This window comes from Stenotrophomonas rhizophila (assembly GCF_020857975.1).
Classification (GTDB): domain Bacteria; phylum Pseudomonadota; class Gammaproteobacteria; order Xanthomonadales; family Xanthomonadaceae; genus Stenotrophomonas; species Stenotrophomonas rhizophila_C.
This window is the reverse complement of the sequence record NZ_JACWUO010000005.1, coordinates 1-17407: the sequence shown is the minus strand read 5'-3', so window position 1 is coordinate 17407 and position 17407 is coordinate 1. Positions and strand designations below refer to the sequence as shown.

At 67.9% G+C, this 17407-nt stretch carries 15 protein-coding genes; all 15 read left to right on the top strand.

All coding sequences use genetic code 11. The annotated features are described in order from the left end of the window. Window positions 1-11 precede the first annotated feature (11 nt). Window positions 12-404: a chemotaxis response regulator CheY gene (cheY, locus tag IC535_RS06385; protein ID WP_228886901.1), complete on the top strand. Its 393-nt coding sequence runs from the start codon at window positions 12-14 to the stop codon at window positions 402-404. Further along, window positions 404-1018, top strand: a complete 615-nt coding sequence (locus tag IC535_RS06380; protein ID WP_228886900.1) for a protein phosphatase CheZ — start codon at window positions 404-406, stop codon at window positions 1016-1018. The genes cheY and IC535_RS06380 overlap by 1 nt, the downstream gene beginning before the upstream one ends. 270 nt (window positions 1019-1288) lie before the next feature. Continuing rightward, the gene (locus IC535_RS06375; protein ID WP_228886899.1) at window positions 1289-3100 is read left to right on the top strand and encodes a chemotaxis protein CheA; all 1812 of its coding nucleotides are present in this window, start codon (window positions 1289-1291) and stop codon (window positions 3098-3100) included. Window positions 3101-3210: 110 nt separating this feature from the next. After that, complete coding sequence (locus tag IC535_RS06370; protein ID WP_228886898.1) at window positions 3211-3951, top strand: flagellar motor protein; 741 nt, start codon at window positions 3211-3213, stop codon at window positions 3949-3951. 1 nt (window position 3952) lies between these two features. Then, a complete protein-coding gene (gene motD / locus IC535_RS06365; RefSeq protein WP_228886897.1) occupies window positions 3953-4921 on the top strand; it encodes a flagellar motor protein MotD in 969 nt (322 codons plus the stop codon). A 4-nt stretch (window positions 4922-4925) separates the two neighbouring features. Then, on the top strand, window positions 4926-5708 hold the full coding sequence (locus IC535_RS06360; RefSeq protein ID WP_228886896.1) for a ParA family protein: 783 nt from the start codon (window positions 4926-4928) through the stop codon (window positions 5706-5708). After that, window positions 5705-6874: a chemotaxis protein CheW gene (locus tag IC535_RS06355; RefSeq protein WP_228886895.1), complete on the top strand. Its 1170-nt coding sequence runs from the start codon at window positions 5705-5707 to the stop codon at window positions 6872-6874. The genes IC535_RS06360 and IC535_RS06355 overlap by 4 nt, the downstream gene beginning before the upstream one ends. Window positions 6875-7433: 559 nt before the next feature. Next, complete coding sequence (locus tag IC535_RS06350) at window positions 7434-7742, top strand: STAS domain-containing protein (protein ID WP_228886894.1); 309 nt, start codon at window positions 7434-7436, stop codon at window positions 7740-7742. After that, window positions 7739-8104, top strand: a complete 366-nt coding sequence (locus IC535_RS06345; RefSeq protein ID WP_228886893.1) for a response regulator — start codon at window positions 7739-7741, stop codon at window positions 8102-8104. The genes IC535_RS06350 and IC535_RS06345 overlap by 4 nt, the downstream gene beginning before the upstream one ends. 57 nt (window positions 8105-8161) lie before the next feature. Further along, the gene (locus tag IC535_RS06340; RefSeq protein WP_228886892.1) at window positions 8162-10144 is read left to right on the top strand and encodes a chemotaxis protein CheA; all 1983 of its coding nucleotides are present in this window, start codon (window positions 8162-8164) and stop codon (window positions 10142-10144) included. Between the two features lie 730 nt (window positions 10145-10874). After that, window positions 10875-13115: a methyl-accepting chemotaxis protein gene (locus IC535_RS06335; RefSeq protein ID WP_228886891.1), complete on the top strand. Its 2241-nt coding sequence runs from the start codon at window positions 10875-10877 to the stop codon at window positions 13113-13115. Window positions 13116-13283: 168 nt separating this feature from the next. Next, the gene (locus tag IC535_RS06330; protein WP_228886890.1) at window positions 13284-14066 is read left to right on the top strand and encodes a flagellar brake protein; all 783 of its coding nucleotides are present in this window, start codon (window positions 13284-13286) and stop codon (window positions 14064-14066) included. Between the two features lie 623 nt (window positions 14067-14689). Further along, window positions 14690-15181 carry a chemotaxis protein CheW gene (locus IC535_RS06325; RefSeq protein WP_228886889.1) on the top strand — a complete coding sequence of 164 codons (492 nt, stop codon included), beginning with the start codon at window positions 14690-14692 and terminating at the stop codon, window positions 15179-15181. 146 nt (window positions 15182-15327) lie between these two features. After that, a complete protein-coding gene (locus IC535_RS06320) occupies window positions 15328-15711 on the top strand; it encodes a hypothetical protein (protein WP_228886888.1) in 384 nt (127 codons plus the stop codon). Between the two features lie 96 nt (window positions 15712-15807). Continuing rightward, window positions 15808-17407: methyl-accepting chemotaxis protein (locus tag IC535_RS06315; protein ID WP_228886887.1), on the top strand; the 1600-nt coding region annotated here is incomplete at its 3' end.

Sequence of the window (17407 nt, the reverse complement as noted above, 5' to 3'; positions counted from 1 at the left end):
AGGAAAGTGCTTTGAACAAGAACATGCGTATCCTGATCGTCGACGATTTCTCGACCATGCGTCGTATCGTCAAGAACCTGCTGGGCGATCTGGGCTTCACCAATACGGCCGAAGCCGAGGACGGGCATGCCGCGCTGTCTCTGTTGCAGAGCCAGTCGTTCGATTTCGTGGTCACCGACTGGAACATGCCGGTGATGACCGGCATCGACCTGCTCAAGGCGATCCGCGCCGATGCCAAGCTCAAGACCCTGCCGGTACTGATGGTCACCGCCGAAGCCAAGCGCGAGCAGATCATCGAAGCGGCTCAGTGCGGGGTCAACGGCTACATCATCAAGCCGTTCACCGCCCAGACCCTGGAAGAGAAGCTCGGCAAGATCTTCGAACGCCTGGCAGCGAGCGCCTGATGGAAACCCTCAGCGAAAAATCGGCGCTGGTGCAGCGCCTGCAGGATGCCCTGGCCGCGCTGGAAAGTGGCGACGAAGCCGGCTGGCGCCGGGAAATCGACGCACTGGCCGCCCTGCGCACCCAGCCGATGATGGCCGGGTTGAACCGGCTCGCACGCGAGCTGGGCCAGGCGCTGGGCGAGCTGCCCAGCCTGCCCAGCGAAGCCGGCGAACTGGACGATGCCTGCGCGCGCCTGGACCACGTGGTGGCGATGACCGAACAGGCCACCCACCGCACCCTGGACCTGGCCGAGGAATGCCGGGCGCTGACCGAACAGCTGCGTGCCAACGGCCTGACCGCCGACCAGGGCCAGCAACTGGACCAGATCCGCCACAACCTCACCGAAATCGCGCTCACCCAGAGCTACCAGGACCTGACCGGGCAGATCATCCGCCGCGTGGTCGGAATCGTGCGCCGCGTGCATGAAGGTTTCAGCGCGCTCGGCCTGCCGCCGCAGGACGACGCCGCCGGCAAGCGTGACAACGGCCTGGCCGGCCCGGCCGTGTCCGGCCTGGACCGCCACCAGGTGTCACAGGTCGACGCCGACGACCTGCTCTCCGATTTGGGACTCTAAGGAGGGATCCATGAACATTGAAATGAGTGCGAAGGCCCCTGACGCGGGTCGAGACAAGGCGGACGCCGCAGCGCAGGCAGGCCGCCTGGGCAAGGCGTTCAACACAGTATCGGCCCGCGTCAGGGGCCTTCCCGAAGGGCCGGGTGCCTGTGGCGCTGTGGACTACGGCGCGCGGCTTGGCTTGGGGCCCACCCAAGCCGGCGCCACGCACCTTGCCACACCGCCACAGGCGCCCGGCGCACCTCATTTCAATGCTCATGGAGCCCTCCTATGAGCGCTGTTCCAGACGATATTGCCGCCGACTTCATCCTCGAGGCCCAGGAAATCCTGGACCGGCTCGGCGAACAGCTGGTGTCGCTGGAGCAGTCGCCCCAGGACAGCGACCAGCTCAATGCGGTGTTCCGCGGCTTCCACACGCTCAAGGGCGGCGCCGGCTTCCTCGGCATCCAGGCCATGGTCGAGCTGTGCCATGCCGCCGAGGAAACCCTGGGCATGGCCCGTTCGGGCAAGGCCACGTTGCAGGCGCATCACTTCGATGCCGCCCAGCAGTCGCTGGACTACCTGCAGTCCATGCTCGATGCGGTCTCGGCCGGCACCGAACCGGGGTTTGCCCCGCCGGAGCTGATCGCCCAGTTCGACGTCAACGGCCCGGCCACGCCGGCGCCGGTGGCCGCTGCGGCCGGCGGTGAGCTGATCACCGATGACGAGTTCGAGAACCTGCTCGACCAGTTGCACGGCGGCGCGGCACCCAGCGCGGTGGCGCCGAAGAAAAGGGCCGATGACGGCCTGATCGGCGAAGACGAATTCGAAGCCCTGCTCGACCAGCTGCATGGCGGCGCCGTGCCCGGCGCCAAGGCGGCGCCGGCGGCCATGCCGGCCGCGCCGCGCGCGCCGGCGCCGGCCGCGGCCCCCAAGCCGGCCGCCAACAAACCGGTGGCCGAAGCCGAACACACCGTGCGCGTGGACACCAAGCGGCTGGACGCGATCGTCAACCTGATCGGCGAGCTGGTGCTGTCGCGCAACCGGCTCAAGACCCTGCGCGCGCGCCTGCACGATGAGGAACTCGACCGCGCCGTGTCCACCCTGGACATCGCCACCGCGCGCCTGCAGTCGGCGGTGATGCGTACCCGCATGCAGCCGGTCGGCAAGGTGTTCTCGCGCTTCCCCAAGGTCGCCCGCGATGTGGCCCGCAATCTGAAGAAGGAAGTGGAACTGGAGCTGGTCGGCGCGGAAACCGAACTGGACCGCAACCTGGTCGAGGCCCTGGCCGATCCGCTGGTGCACCTGGTGCGCAACGCGATCGACCACGGCGTGGAAACCCCGGACCTGCGCGAGGCCCAGGGCAAGCCGCGCAGCGGCCACGTGCGCCTGTCGGCGCAACAGGAAGGCGACTACGTCAGCATCGAAGTGCAGGACGACGGCGCCGGCATCGACCCCGAGCGGCTGCGGCAGAAGGCCCGCGAAAAGGGCTTGATCGACCCCGAGGCGGCCGCCCGCCTGAGCAGCGAGGAATGCCTGCACCTGGTGTTCCTGCCCGGTTTTTCCACCAAGCAGGAAGTCACCGACATCTCCGGCCGCGGCGTGGGCATGGACGTGGTGCAGTCGCGCATCCGCGAACTCAGCGGCCAGATCCAGATCCAGTCCGAACTGGGCCGCGGCAGCCGTTTCCTGATCCGCGTGCCGCTGACCCTGGCGATCCTGCCCACCCTGCTGGTGCAGGCCGGCGAGGACGTCTACGCGCTGCCGCTGGCCCGGGTGATGGAAGTGCTGCACGCGCCCAACACCTCGCTGGGCTGGTTCGACGGCCGCGCCGTGCTCGACCGCAAATCGCACACCCTGCCGCTGGTGGACCTGCGCCACTGGCTGGCAGTGGAACCGGCCGCCTCCCCGCTGCTGACCATCGTGGTGCTGCAGGCCGGCGAAGCCCGCTTCGGGCTGGTGGTGGACCAGGTGCGCGGCCGCGAGGAAGTGGTGATCAAGCCGCTGCCCAAGGCTCTGCGTGGGCTGCGCGGCTACGCCGGGGCCACCCTGATCGGCGACGGCCGGATGTCGCTGATCCTGGATGTGGATGGCCTTCGCTGAGGCGGGCCGGGTGTTCCCGGCGGCCTCGAATCGCCCCAAACGTGTGACCGCCGCAACGCCTCTCCCGGTCGGCGTCTCAAGTCCCCTTCACGCAAGCCGATAACGGACCCATGGACAGACTCAGCCTCATTGGACTTTTCCTCGCCCTGGCTTCGCTGGTCGGCGGCAGCATCCTCAAGGGAGCCGGTCTGGCGTCGCTGTGGTCGCCGGCCGCCTTCGTGATCGTCATCGTCGGCACCATCGCCTCGATCCTGCTGCACACCTCCCCGGCCGTGTTCAAGCACGCCTTCCGGATCGTGCGCTGGGTGATCCTGCCGCCCAGCAGCGACCGCCACGCGCTGATCCGCCAGATCGTGGAGTGGAGCAACATCGCCCGCCGCCAGGGCCTGCTGGGCCTGGAGGGCCAGGTCGAGGCGCAGGACGATCCGTTCCTGCGCAAGGGACTGCAGCTGCTGGTCGACGGCGTCGAGCCGGAAACCATCCGGCACATGATGGAAATCGAACTGAGCAGCCAGGAACACCAGGACCTGGCCGCCTCCAAGGTGTTCGAGGGCATGGGCATCTATGCGCCGACGCTGGGCATCATCGGCGCGGTACTGGGCCTGATCGCAGTGATGAAGAACCTGGCCGACCCGAGCAAGCTCGGCCACGGCATCGCCGCGGCGTTCACCGCCACCATCTACGGCATCGCCTCGGCCAACCTGCTGTTCCTGCCGGTGTCGGCCAAGCTCAAGAGCGTGATCCAGCACAACAGCCGCGACCGCGAAATGATCATCGAAGGGCTGATCTCCATCGCCCAGGGCGAAAACCCGCGCAACATCGAAACCAACCTGTCCGGATTCCTGCACTGACATGGCCCGTCGCAAGCACCACGAAGAGCATGCCAACCATGAGGCCTGGGCGATTCCGTACGCCGACCTGATGACGTTGCTGCTCGCGTTTTTCGTGGTGATGTATGCCATTTCCTCGCTCAACGAGGGCAAGTACCGGGTCATGGCCGATGCGCTGACCACCGCCTTCGGCGGCGCGCCGCGCACCATCAACCCGGTCCAGGTCGGCAACCAGCAGGTACAGGGCGGCGGCTGGGACAGCCCTTCTGTGATCAAGGCCGGCAACCGGGTCGGCCCGGCCGCGCCGGCGCCGTCCAACGACCCTACCCTGCTGCCGGCGATGGCCGCGCAGATGCGCATGCCGGTCTCGGTGCGCAACCAGGAACAGCTGCAGCGCGCCGAGCGCCAGCTCAACACCATCGCCGACAAGCTCACCGCCACCCTGGCCCCGCTGATCGAGCGCGGCATGATCACCGTGCGCCGCACCGAACTGTGGATCGAGGTGGAGATCAACAGCGACATCCTGTTCCCGACCGGCTCGGCCACGCTGGACGTGCATGCGCGCGACACGCTCTCCAAGCTGGCCCAGGTCCTGCGCGATGCGCCCAACGGGGTGCGCGTGGAAGGCCATACCGACAACATCCCGATCGCCACCGCGCTGTTCCCGTCCAACTGGGAACTCTCGGCCGGGCGCGCGGCCAGCGTGGTGCACCTGTTCGCCGACCAGGGCCTGCAGCCGTCGCGGCTGGCGATGGTCGGCTACGGCCAGTTCCGCCCGCGCGAAGACAATGCCAGCGCCGAAGGCCGCAACCGCAACCGGCGGGTGATGGTGATCATCCTGGCCGATACCGCCCAGGGCGTGGACCCGATCGGCCCGCAGCTCACCGCCGACGCCCCCGTCGCCCCCATTGGTTCCGACCCACGGTCCGAACGTCTCACCCCGGCCGGCAGCCACGTTGGCGCCGCCGCTCCCCCTGCAATGAAGGACTGAACCGATGCGCATCTGGGCAATCGCCAATCAGAAAGGCGGCGTGGGCAAGACCACCACCAGCCTGGCCCTCGGCCGTGGCCTGGCCACGCTGGGCCACCGCGTGTTGTTGATCGACCTCGATCCGCATTCCTCGCTGACCCGCGCCTTCGGCGTGCCGCTGGATCCGCCGCCGTCGGGCGTGCTGGAACTGTTCGCCACCCCGCCGGCCGAGCTGTCCACGCTGGCCCACCGCAGCGATATCCCCGGGCTGGACTACGTCTGCGCGCAGGCGGCGCTTGCCACCCTGGAACGGCGCAGCGCCAACCAGCCCGGCCTCGGCCTGGCGCTGCAGCACGCGCTGGCCCGCCACCAAGGGCAGCACGACTACATCCTGCTGGACTGCGCGCCCACCCTGGGCCTGCTGATGATCAACGCGCTGGCCGCCGCCGACCGCCTGGTCATTCCCACCCAGGCCGAACCGCTGGCCCTGCACGGGCTGGATGGCATGGTCCGCACCGGCGAAATGGTCGAACGCTCGCGCCGCCGCCCGCTGCCGATGTCGATCCTGCCGACCCTGTTCGACCGCCGCACCCGCGCCGGCAACGAAACGGTCAAGCTGATGCAGGACAAGCACGGCCACCGGGTCTGGGAAGACGCGATCCCGGTGGACACCCGCATCTGCAACGCGGCCAGCCTGACCGTGCCGCCGCAGTCGGAGGACTACCCCGGCCGCGGCCTGGCCGCCTACCGCCGCGCGCTGGAATGGATCCTGGCCGACGACGCGCTGCAGATGGGGCGCGCGGCATGAGCACCGTCGGCGTACTGGACGACTATCTGGAACAGCTGCTGGGCGATGCCGTGCCGGATGTCGCCGCGCCGCTGGAGATATCCGCCGCCCCGGCCGCGGCCGTGGTCGCGCAGGATGAGGCCGAAGCCGAAGGCGTCGCCCTGGCGATCAGCGCCGAATTCGCGCCGTCGCCGGAAGGTGACGCCGCGCCATGCTCGGCTGACGCGGCCGTGCTCAAAGAACGAATGAACGATTCGGCGCTCGACCCACCGGTCGAGACCGTTGCCATCGCGCACGACAGCCCGACCGCGCCCGGAACGCCAGCCAACCTGGCCCTGCTCGACGAACTGATGAACGACCCCGCGCTCGGCCCACCGGTCGAGGCCGTGGTCATCGCGCACGACAGTCCGACCGCGCCCGGCTCCCCGGCCAACCTGGCCCTGCTCGACGAATTGATGAACGACCCCGCGCTCGGCCCGGTCATGGCCGCCGACGCCACCAGCGATGCACGCCCCGGCTGGGACGACCTGCCCGACGAGGTCATCCACGACACCCCCGCCCCGGTCATCGCCGCAGCCGCACCGGCTCCTGCCGTGCGCCCGGCGCCGGCGCCCATGGCGCGCGCCTTGCCGGCGGCGCTGCCGATGAGCGCGCCCAGCGCCCGCACCGCCGCGCCGGCGCACACCCGCCCGGGCAGCTGGCAGGAATTGCAGGCGCAGGCGCACAATCCGGCCTCCAGCCCGCGCGAGAACCGCCGCGCCAGCGAGCGCACCACGCGCTGGCTGCGCCTGCGTTGCGGCGCCCAGGCCTATGCGCTGGAACTGCTGAAGGTGCAGGAAGTGGTGCTGCCGGTGCCGCTGCTGCCGCTACGCGGCACCGCGGCGGCGATGCTGGGCATCATGAACCTGCGCGGCCAGGTGGTGCCGGTGATGGACCTGGGCATCCACCTCGGCGCCGGCCCGGCCCAGGACGATGCCAACACCCGCATCGTAGTGCTGGAAGAAGATGGCGAGACCATGGGCCTGCGCGTGTCGGCGGTGGAGGACGTAGCCAACCTCACCGAATCCCAGATCGAACCGCCCGACACCGCCCGCATCTGCCAGATCTCCAACGACCTGTTCCGCGGCGTCGCGCGCGTCACCGCCCAGCCGATGATCCTGCTCGATGCCACGCAGCTGTTGAATTGACACCGGCATGCGGCATTGATCGGTGAATCCCGGCCCGGCGGCTGTTGCTGTTGCTGTTGCTGTGAGGCGCGGGCCAAGCATGAAGCGTGCTGAGGGCTGCGCGGCAACACATGGGCGCGTGGCAACGCGTTGGAACCTCCGGCGCCCGCTGGTCTGGTGGCGCGAGCGCAGCGAGTTCCGCGCCGTCCCCGATGACGCGAGAAGCACAGGGCACCGGCGGGCGCAGCCCGACGGCGAGCGGACGGGGGCGTGTTCTTTGGTTACTTTCTTGCACGAGCACCAGCGCCGCAGGAGCGGCGCGGAACAGCGTAGCTGGCCCGTAGGGTGGCGCACAGGGATGTGCGCCATCAGAAAGTGACTCGCGCCCCGGAGGGGCACGAAACGCATTTGATCCTGCCCTGGCTTCATGACCTGCCCTGGCTTCATGAGGATCCGGCCAGCGGCCGGCACTACCAAAGCGGCGGTAGCCAGGCAGAACCCGGCGCTACCAGCAAAGGCCCCCTAAAGGTTTGGCGAAATGGGCCGTTATAAACCTCGGAACCGTTTGTCCGGAGCAACAATGAGCACTGTGGCCCTGGGTGGTGATCTCGGCATCGAGACCAGCACCGAGCTCAAAACCCGACTGGCCCCCTTGGTGGACCAGCCCGGGCAACTGACGCTGGATGCCAGCGAAGTCAGTCGTATCCATACCGCGGCAATGCAGGTCCTGTGCGCCTTCGTCCACGCCCGCCACCAGGCAGGCCACCGGACCGCATTCGACGCCTGCACTGCCACCTTCCGTGACGCCGCGCGCCTGCTCGGCGTCACCCAGGCCCTGGGCCTGGATGCACCCCATGACAACCTGAAATCTGTGGAGAACCCGGCATGAGCGCACGTATCCTGGTGGTGGACGACTCGGCGTCGATGCGCCAGATGGTCTCTTTCGCCCTCACCTCGGCCGGCTTTTCCGTCGAAGAAGCCGAAGACGGTGCCGTCGCCCTGGGCCGGGCCAAGGGCCAGCGCTTCAACGCGGTGGTCACCGACGTCAACATGCCCAACATGGACGGCATCTCGCTGATCCGCGAACTGCGCCAGCTGCCGGACTACAAGTTCGTCCCGATGCTGATGCTGACCACCGAATCGGCCGCCGACAAGAAATCCGAAGGCAAGGCCGCCGGTGCCACCGGCTGGCTGGTCAAGCCGTTCAACCCCGAACAGCTGGTCGCCACCGTGCAGAAAGTGCTGGGCTGATCCCCGCACCGTTCACCGCTCCACCCTTCCCTTTCCCGCAACCGGACCCCACGCCCCATGAGCATGGATCTGCAACGTTTCCACGCCACGTTCTTTGAAGAAAGCCGCGAGGGGCTGGATGCGATGGAGGCTGGCCTGCTGGCGCTCGAATCGGGCCAGCAGGACCCGGAGATCATCAACTCGGTGTTCCGCGCCGCGCATTCGATCAAGGGCGGCGCCGGCACCTTCGGCTTCGACGCGATCGCCGCGTTGACCCACGTACTGGAAACCCTGCTGGACGAACTGCGCGCCGGCAAGCGTGCGCTGGAAGCCACCGCGGTCGATGCCATGCTGTCGTCGGTGGACGTGCTGCGCGCCCTGCTGCGCGAAGCCGAGCACGGCCAGCCGGCCGACCCGCAGGCGGTGGCCGCGATCAAGGCGCGCCTGGAAGCGGTGCTGTCCGGCCAGGCCGTGGCGGCCAGCGCCGCACCGGCCGCCGCCAAGGCCGATGACACCCCCGAAGCCTGGCAGATCGGCTTCGCGCCGGCGCCGTCGCTGTTCATGAGCGGCAACGACCCCCTGCGCATCATCCGCGAACTGGAACACCTCGGCGCGCTGCAGGTGGCCGCGCGCATGGACCGCCTGCCCGGCTTCGACCAACTCGACCCGCTCGAAGCGCACCTGGCCTGGGACCTTGGCCTGGTCGGCAAGGTGCCGCGCAGCAAGATTGAAGACACCTTCGCCTGGGTAGTGGACGACTGCGAACTGGACATCCGCCCGGCCGCACCGCCGAGCCTGGCCACCAGCGCCCCGGCCGCCGCCGTGGCCGCCCCGGCAGCAGCGGCCAGCGCCGCACCTGCCGCAGCGCCCGCTGCCGTCGCCGCGCATGAAGCGGAAACCTCGATCCGCGTCGCCGTGGAAAAGGTGGATGCCCTGATCAACCTGGTCGGCGAACTGGTGATCACCCAGGCCATGCTCAAGCAGGTCTCCCATGCGCTGGACCCGGTCCACGCCGAGCAGCTGCTGACCGGCCTGGACCTGCTCGAACGCAATACCCGCGACCTGCAGGAAGCGGTGATCGGCGTGCGCATGCTGCCGGTGGACGCGGTATTCCGGCGCTTCCCGCGCCTGGTCCGCGACCTGTCCTCGCGGCTGGGCAAGCAGGTGCGCCTGCGCACGCTGGGCGAAGGCACCGAACTGGACAAGGGCCTGATCGAAAAGATCGCCGACCCGCTGGTCCACCTGGTACGCAACTCGATCGACCACGGCCTGGAAATGCCCGACGTCCGCCGCGATGCCGGCAAGGACGAGACCGGCACGATCACCCTGGCCGCTTCGCACCAGGGCGGGCATATCGTGATCGAAGTCAGCGACGACGGCTACGGCCTGAACCGCGACAAGATCCTGTCCAAGGCACTGGAACGCGGCCTGAGCGTGCCCGACAACCCCACCGACGCACAGGTCTGGGACCTGATCTTCCAGCCCGGCTTCTCCACCGCCGATGCGGTCACCGACCTGTCCGGGCGCGGCGTGGGCATGGACGTGGTCCGGCGCAACATCCAGGCGCTGGGTGGCGAAGTGCAACTGGAAAGCCGCGCCGGCAACGGCACCCGCGTGCTGATCCGGCTGCCGCTGACCCTGGCCATCCTGGACGGCATGACCGTGTCGGTGGCCGGTGAAACGGTGATCCTGCCGCTGGCCTACGTGCTCGAAGCTCTGCAGCCGCAACCCGACGACGTGCGCACCATGGCCGGCGAAGGCCGCGTACTGCGCGTGCGCGGCGAATACCTGCCGATCCTGTCGCTGAGCGAGTACTACGGCTTCGGCGGGCGCACCCGCGATGATTCGCTGGTGGTGGTGGTCGAAGGCGATGGCCAGAAGATCGCGCTGGAAGTGGACGAACTGGTCGGCCAGCAGCAGGTGGTAGTCAAGAACATCGAGAACAACTACCGCCGCATCAGCGGCGTGTCCGGGGCCACCATCCTAGGCGATGGCCGGGTCTCGCTGATCGTGGACATCGGCGGGCTGGTGCGCTCGCTGCGGGTGCCACAAGCGGCTTAAATCTGCGCATTCGCGAAGATTTCCCCAGGGTTTGCTTCGCAAACCCTGGGCCCCGGCTTACCACCACCCAACACCCCCCGCCTGTCGGCGCGCCCCCGCTACTAGCGGGGGCTCCTGGTCTGCGGGTTGCGCGCACGGTAGTGCCGGCCGCTGGCCGGCTCCTCGGGTTGTCTGATGACGCATCGCACTGCCGGCCGCTGGCCGGCTCCGCGGGTTGCCTGATGATGCATCGCATTGCCGGCCGCTGGCCGGCTCTTCGGGTTGTCTGATGGCGCATCGCACTGCCGGCCGCTGTCCGGCTCTTCGGGTTGTCTGATGGCGCATCGCATTGCCGGCCGCTGGCCGGCTCTTCGGTTTGTCTGGTGGTGCATGGTTGCCGGCCAGCGGCCGGCACTACGGGTGTGCCGTTCCTGGGATTTCCGGCCGGCCGCGTCCGCAGAAACTGTGATGTCGCGCGGTGGCGATACGTTGGGGTATTGAGGCGCCTGCGCGGCCTGCCTGGCCAATCCCTTGCCAATGCTTGCTCCTGCAACCACTTCCGATGCGACCGGCCTGCGGCCCTTACAAAAAAAATGTGACATCCAACACTCAAGTTGCGGCACTACAGCGCCGTTATCCCGGGAGAGCGATGACGCCATCGTCACGCGGCCCGCGCCCCAACCGCACTCGCAACCACCTTTCGCCCAGCACCCCACGGCTGTGCGCCACCGCCCTGTCCGGAGTTCACACCATGAAGTGGTTCCACGATCTGCCCATCGCCCGCAAGCTGGCGGTAGGGTTCACCCTCACCACGCTGATGACCGTCGTCCTGGGCGTGTTCGCCCTGGTCCGCCTCAACGGCGCCAATGCCGAACTGGCGTCGATGGCCGGCAACAACATTCCCAGCCTGCGGCACCTGGGCGAAGCGCGCTCGGTGCTGGGCGAGTTCCGCACCTATGAGCTGGCCCAGCTGAGCATGCTCGACCAGCCCGACAAGGTGGCCGACTACAACAAGCGCATGGACGCCTCGGCCAAGCTGGTCCGCGACGAGCTGGCCGCCTATGCGGCGCTGCCGGCCGATGACCGCGAGCGCGCGCTGTATGCCAAGGTGGCCGCCGATACCACCGCCTACTTCGCCGCCAACACCGAGATGCGCGCCGCCGTGGCCGCCGGCGACGGCGTGCTGGCACGGGATGTGTCGGACAACAAGTCGCGCCCGGCGCGCCGCCAGCTGTTTGACGACCTCAAGGAGCTGGGCACCTACAGCAACGGCCTGATGGCCAGCCGCATCGACGACGCCAACGCCACCCACCGCACCAGCGTGATCGCCATCATCATCTGCATGGTGCTGCTGTCGCTGGTCGCCGCCGCGCTGGCCTGGACCATCTCGCGGGTGATCACCCGCCCGCTGTCGCAGGCCGTGCATGCGATCAAATCGGTGGCCCGCGGCGACCTCAGCGTCACCATCCGCAGCACCAGCGCCGACGAGGCCGGACAGATGCTGGCCGCCACCGGCGAGATGACCAGCATGCTGCGCCGCTACTCCGATGAAACCCGGCAGATGGCGGCCATGCATGCAGGCCCGGACATCTCCCACCGCATGCCGGTGGACTTCCCGGGCGTCTACGGCGAGCTGGCGGTAGGCACCAACACGGTGGTGTTCGACCACCTCGATGCGATCAAGGACGCCATCAACGTACTCAACCAGTACGCCTCCGGCGACCTGTCGCAGGACGCGCGCCGCCTGCCCGGCAGCCGCGCGATCCTGCATGAATCGATGGATGCGGCCAAGGCCAGCCTGCTGGCGATCAACACCCAGATCCAGTCGCTGGCCCAGGCAGCGGCGGCCGGCGATTTCAGCCAGCGCGGCGATGCGATGCGCTTCGACCACGATTTCCGGGTGATGATCCAGCACCTGAACACCATGATGGAAGTGGCCGACGGCAACCTCACCCAGCTCTCGCAGCTGCTGCAGGCCATCGCCGGTGGCGACCTCACCGCTCGCATGCACGGCCAGTTCCATGGCGTGTTCGCCAGCATGCGCGACGATGCCAACACCACCGTGGCCCAGCTGACCCAGATCGTCGGCCGCATCCAGCAGGCAACCTCCAGCATCAGCACCGCCGCCGGTGAAATCGCCTCGGGCAACAACGACCTGTCCCAGCGTACCGAGCAGCAGGCCGCCAACCTGGAAGAAACCGCCGCTTCGATGGAGGAACTGACCTCCACCGTGCGCCAGAACGCCGAACACGCCCGCCAGGCCAACCAGCTGGCCATCGGCGCGCACAGCGTGGCCACCCAGGGCGGCGAGGTGGTCGGCCGCGTGGTCAGCACCATGCATGAGATCGACGCGTCCTCGCGCCGCATCGCCGACATCATCACCGTGATCGACGGCATCGCCTTCCAGACCAATATCCTGGCGCTGAACGCTGCGGTCGAAGCGGCGCGTGCCGGCGAACAGGGCCGCGGTTTTGCCGTGGTCGCCTCCGAAGTACGCACCCTGGCCCAACGCTCGGCGGCGGCGGCCAAGGAGATCAAGGGCCTGATCGATGAGTCGGTCGGCAAGGTCGCCGAAGGTTCGACCCTGGTCAACCAGGCCGGCGCCACCATGGGCGAGATCGTCGCCTCGGTGCAGCGCGTCACCGACATCATGGCCGAAATCTCGGCGGCCTCGCAGGAACAGTCGGCCGGCATCGAACAGGTCAACCAGACCGTGGTTCAGATGGACGAAACCACCCAGCAGAACGCCGCCCTGGTCGAAGAAGCCACCGCTGCGGCACGCTCGATGGAAGAGCAGGCCGGCCACCTGACCGATGCGGTCGCGCTGTTCAAGCTGGACGGCCAGGCCGCCCCGGTACAGGCCGCCGTTGCCCCGCGCGCAAACCACGCGGCAATGGCGCCGCGTGCACGCACGGCAGCCGCTGCCCCGGTGCGCCGCCTGCCGGCCCGCGAGCCGGTACTGGCCAACGAGGGCGACTGGCAGGAATTCTGAGCCCGCCCCGCGCCCGACCCTGGACACCCCGCTTCGGCGGGGTGTTTTTGTTGCGGCGCACAGCGACTGCGCCCGGGATTGCCCCTACATAATTGTGACGTACTGCCGATAAACGGAAAGAGCCGCCCTGTCCTGCGACACCGGCACCCGCCCAACCCAGCAGATTCCATGTCCGAAGGCAGCCTTCCCGCACACGACCCATCCCATGCCGGGCCCGACGCCGGTACGGATGACCGCTTCCTGGTCCGCAATCCCCGGCAGATCCGGCAGCTGCTGCAGGCGCTGATCGACCAGCGTTCGCTGATCAACGCGCACATCGACGGCCGCGACCACTCCTTCCCCACCGCGATCCTGGAGCTGGACGAAGACGAGGACGAACTGCTGCTGGACGGCAGTCCGTCGGAGTCGTCCAACCGCGCCGCCGAACAGGCCGACCACCTGCTCTGCTTCGGCCAGCTCGAGCGGGTGATGGTGCGCTTCCGCCTGGACGGCCTGCAGCGCGTCCACAACGACGGCCACATCGGCTTCCGCACCGCCTTCCCCAGCGAGCTGGTGCACCTGCAACGGCGCGAGCTGTACCGCCTGGAAACCCCGATCACCGATTCACCCCAGCTCACCCTGCCCGCCAACGACGACCGCGGCGAGCCCTTGTCGCTGCGGGTAGTCGATATCAGCGGCGGCGGCCTGGCAGTAACGGTGGCCACCGACTGCAACGTATTTGGCCTGCAGAAACGCTACGACGGCTGCCGCCTGGACCTGCCCGACAGCACCCCGATCACGCTGTCGCTGGTAGCCTGCAACATGCGCGCGCAGAAGCTGTCCAACGGGGCGGAAATGAAGCGCGTGGGCCTGCGCTTCGACAACCTTCCCCGTGGCGCCGACAGCGCGATCCAGCGCTACATCTTCCGCATCGACCGGCAACGTAGCGCGCGCAAGAATGGGGAAAGTTGAGGGCTGCTGCTTTGTTGTGTTTCCGGGTTAAAGCGGCGGTTGGGGATGCTGTGGGCGGGTCGGTACGGGTGGGTTGGCGGGACACGCCGTGAATCCATCCCTGGAGGCTCGTGAGCGCCATCCATGGCGCCCAACGGTCCCGCCAACCCACCCGTACCGCCCTCCGACGCTTGGCCGGCGCCGAATTGAGAGCAGCAGCCGGATGGTGGTGGGAGGTGCCGAGCATGGCTCGGCACTACCCTCCCCCACCAACCGGCGGCTCATCCACAGCGCAGGTAGTGCCGAGCCATGCTCGGCAAAGACCCCCCGCATCCAGCCGCAGAGCGGCATGTCCGCTTTTCCCATGAGCACCAGCCAACCGTCAAAGGCCAGGCGTGGGTGGGTTGGCGGGACTGTCGAAAACATGGATGTTTTCGCCAAGCCTACATGGACGTACTTGCGGCGTGTCCCGCCAACCCACCCACGCCTGGCCCTCCCCGGCACCAGCACACCGCCTTCGCTTTCAGCTTTCAGCTTTCAGCTCCAAGCCCAATCCCCACAATCCTAAAGTCGCCCCCATCCAGGCCGATATCCAGCGTGACGCCCGGTTTTCTTGACCGCCACGCCCGACCCAGGATCCCTCGATGAACGACCACAATCCCAACGCCGCCAGCAGCGGTGGCGAGTACCTCAGCTTCACCCTCGGCGCCGAGCACTACGGCGTGGACATCCTCAAGGTGCAGGAAATCCGCGGCTACGACTCGGTTACCCGCGTGCCCGACGCGCCCGATTACATCAAGGGCGTGATCAACCTGCGCGGCACCATCGTCCCGGTCATCGACCTGCGCCTGAAGCTGCGCCTGGAAAACGCCACCTACGACGCCTTCACCGTGATGATCGTGCTCAACGTCGAGGACCGCGTTGTCGGCATCGTCGTCGACAGCGTCTCCGACGTCATCCCGCTCAGCGCCGAACAGATCCGCCCCACCCCCGAGTTCGGCGCCGCCGTCGATACCCGCTTCATCTCCGGCATCGGCACCCAGGACGACCGCATGCTCATCCTGCTGGACATCGAAACCCTGCTCGACAGCGCCGACATGGGCCAAGCCCAGGTCGTCGAAGACGCCGCCGCCTGATTTTTCCCGCCCGGCCGCTGAATTGCACAGCATCGTGAAAAAAATCTTAAGTTCCGTCCAGGACGGCCGATAGCTGGTTCAGGACCCGGCCGTCCAGGGCTGCCCAGGCCGGGCCAACTTGTCCATATCCCCCGGAGAAACTCCCGATGAAGTCCCTGTTTGCGCTGTTCTCGGTCGCTGTGCTCGCCACCACCGCCTCGTCCGCCTTCGCCCAGTCGGCCGACATGATCCCGCCGGAACTGGCACCGCGCTCGGTCGGCAAGGACGGCATGGTCTGCGGCAAGGTCGAAAAGGCCCGCTACGCCGAAGGCTCCGAAGGCCAGCCGACCTTCCTGTACATGGGCGGCGCCTTCCCGCGCCACACCTTCTCGGCGCGCATCGCCGGCGCCAACCGCGGCAAGTTCAGCTTCCCGCTGGAATCGCTGGAAGGCAAGACCGTCTGCGTGATCGGCAAGATCGCCCGCGATGCCTCGCGCGCTGAAATCGAAGTCAGCTCGCCGGCCGGCCTGAAGCTGGCCAACATCAAGTAATCCGCCCCACGCCCTGCCACGCCGGCCCTGGCCGGCGTGGTCGCTGCAACCGGGTGCCAAGCCCGGACGCGTTTGCCACTGGAGACCGCACCGACCATGCCGTGGATCAACAACCTCAAACTGATGCCCAAGCTGATGCTGACCTTCGGCGTCCTCCTGCTGGTGATGCTGCTGCAGGGCATCGTGGCCTACCAGGGCCTGCACTCGCTCAACAACGTCACCACCGAGTTGGCCGGGCACCGGATGGAAAGCATCCGCACCGCGGGCGAAATCCGTGGCATGGTCGGCGAGTACCGCAATTCGGCCTACCAGGGCCTGATCCGCGCCAGCGACGAGGTCAAGGCCCAGGCCAAGACCCGCGCCGTCGAGCTGCGCGGCAAGATCGACCTGGCCGTCAAGAAATACCCCGAACTGATCGACAATCCCCAGCAGAAGAAACTGTTCGACACCTTCGCCAAGGATTGGAAGGACACCCTGGCGTCCTACGACGCGGTCACCGAAATGCTGGAACTGGACCTGCCCGACGATGCCATCGACACCTTCGTCGGTGAGACCCGTGCCAAGCATTTCAAGGCGTCGGCGGCCCTGGAGGCCCTGATCGCCGAAGACAACCGGCTGGCCCGCGCCTCGCGCGAGGAAGCCGAGTCCACCTATGCCACCTCCGCCACGTTGACGATCATCGCCCTGCTCGGCGGCGCCGCTGCCGGCCTGGTGCTGGTGTGGCTGTTCGCCCGCTCGCTGGTTGGCAGCGTCCGCGGTGCGGTATCGGTGGCCAACGATGTCGCCGGCGGCAAGCTCGACGGCCATATCGACATCACCCGCAAGGACGAAGTGGGCGACCTGCTGCAGGCCATGCAGCGCATGCAGCGCGACCTGCGCGAGCGCACCGAGACCGACCAGGCCATCGCCCGCGAGAACCTGCGCATCCGCACTGCGCTGGACTACAGTTCCACCGGCGTCTACCTCACCGACGACAGCCTCAACATCGTCTACAGCAACCGGGCCCTGCAGCAGACCCTGAGCCAGTACCAGGACGACATCCGCCAGGCACTGCCGGACTTCGATGCCGGCGCCTCGCTGATCGGCCGCCCGGTCAGCAGCCTGGAACACCGCGGCGAGATGGACCCCAACGTGCTGTCCAGCCTCAAGCAGCACGGCGTGGCCCGCCGCCCGATGCAGTTCGGCCAGGCCCAGTTCGCCCAGGTCATTTCCAGCATCCGCAACGAAGACGGCCAGACCGTGGGCCACGTGGTGGAATGGCGCGACCGCACCCCCGAAGCGCTGGTCGAAGCCGAAGTAGCGCGCGTGATCGCCCAGGCCGCCGCCGGCGACCTGTCCGGCCGCATCAGTGCCGAAGGCAAGGACGGCTTCTTCCTGCAGCTGGCCCAGCAGATCAATGGCCTGCTCGACGCCAACGCAGCCAGCATCGAACAGATCTCCGGCCTGCTCACCGCGCTCTCGCAGGGCGACCTGAGCGTGCGCATGCACGGCGATTTCCAGGGCGTGTTCGCCAGCATGCGCGACGACGCCAACGCCACCGCCGAACAGCTCAGCGGCATCGTCACCCGGATCAAGCACTCCAGCCAGGCCATCAGTTCGGCCGCCAGCGAGATCGCCACCGGCAACAGCGACCTGTCGCGGCGTACCGAACAGCAGGCCGCCAACCTGGAAGAAACCGCCGCTTCGATGGAGGAAC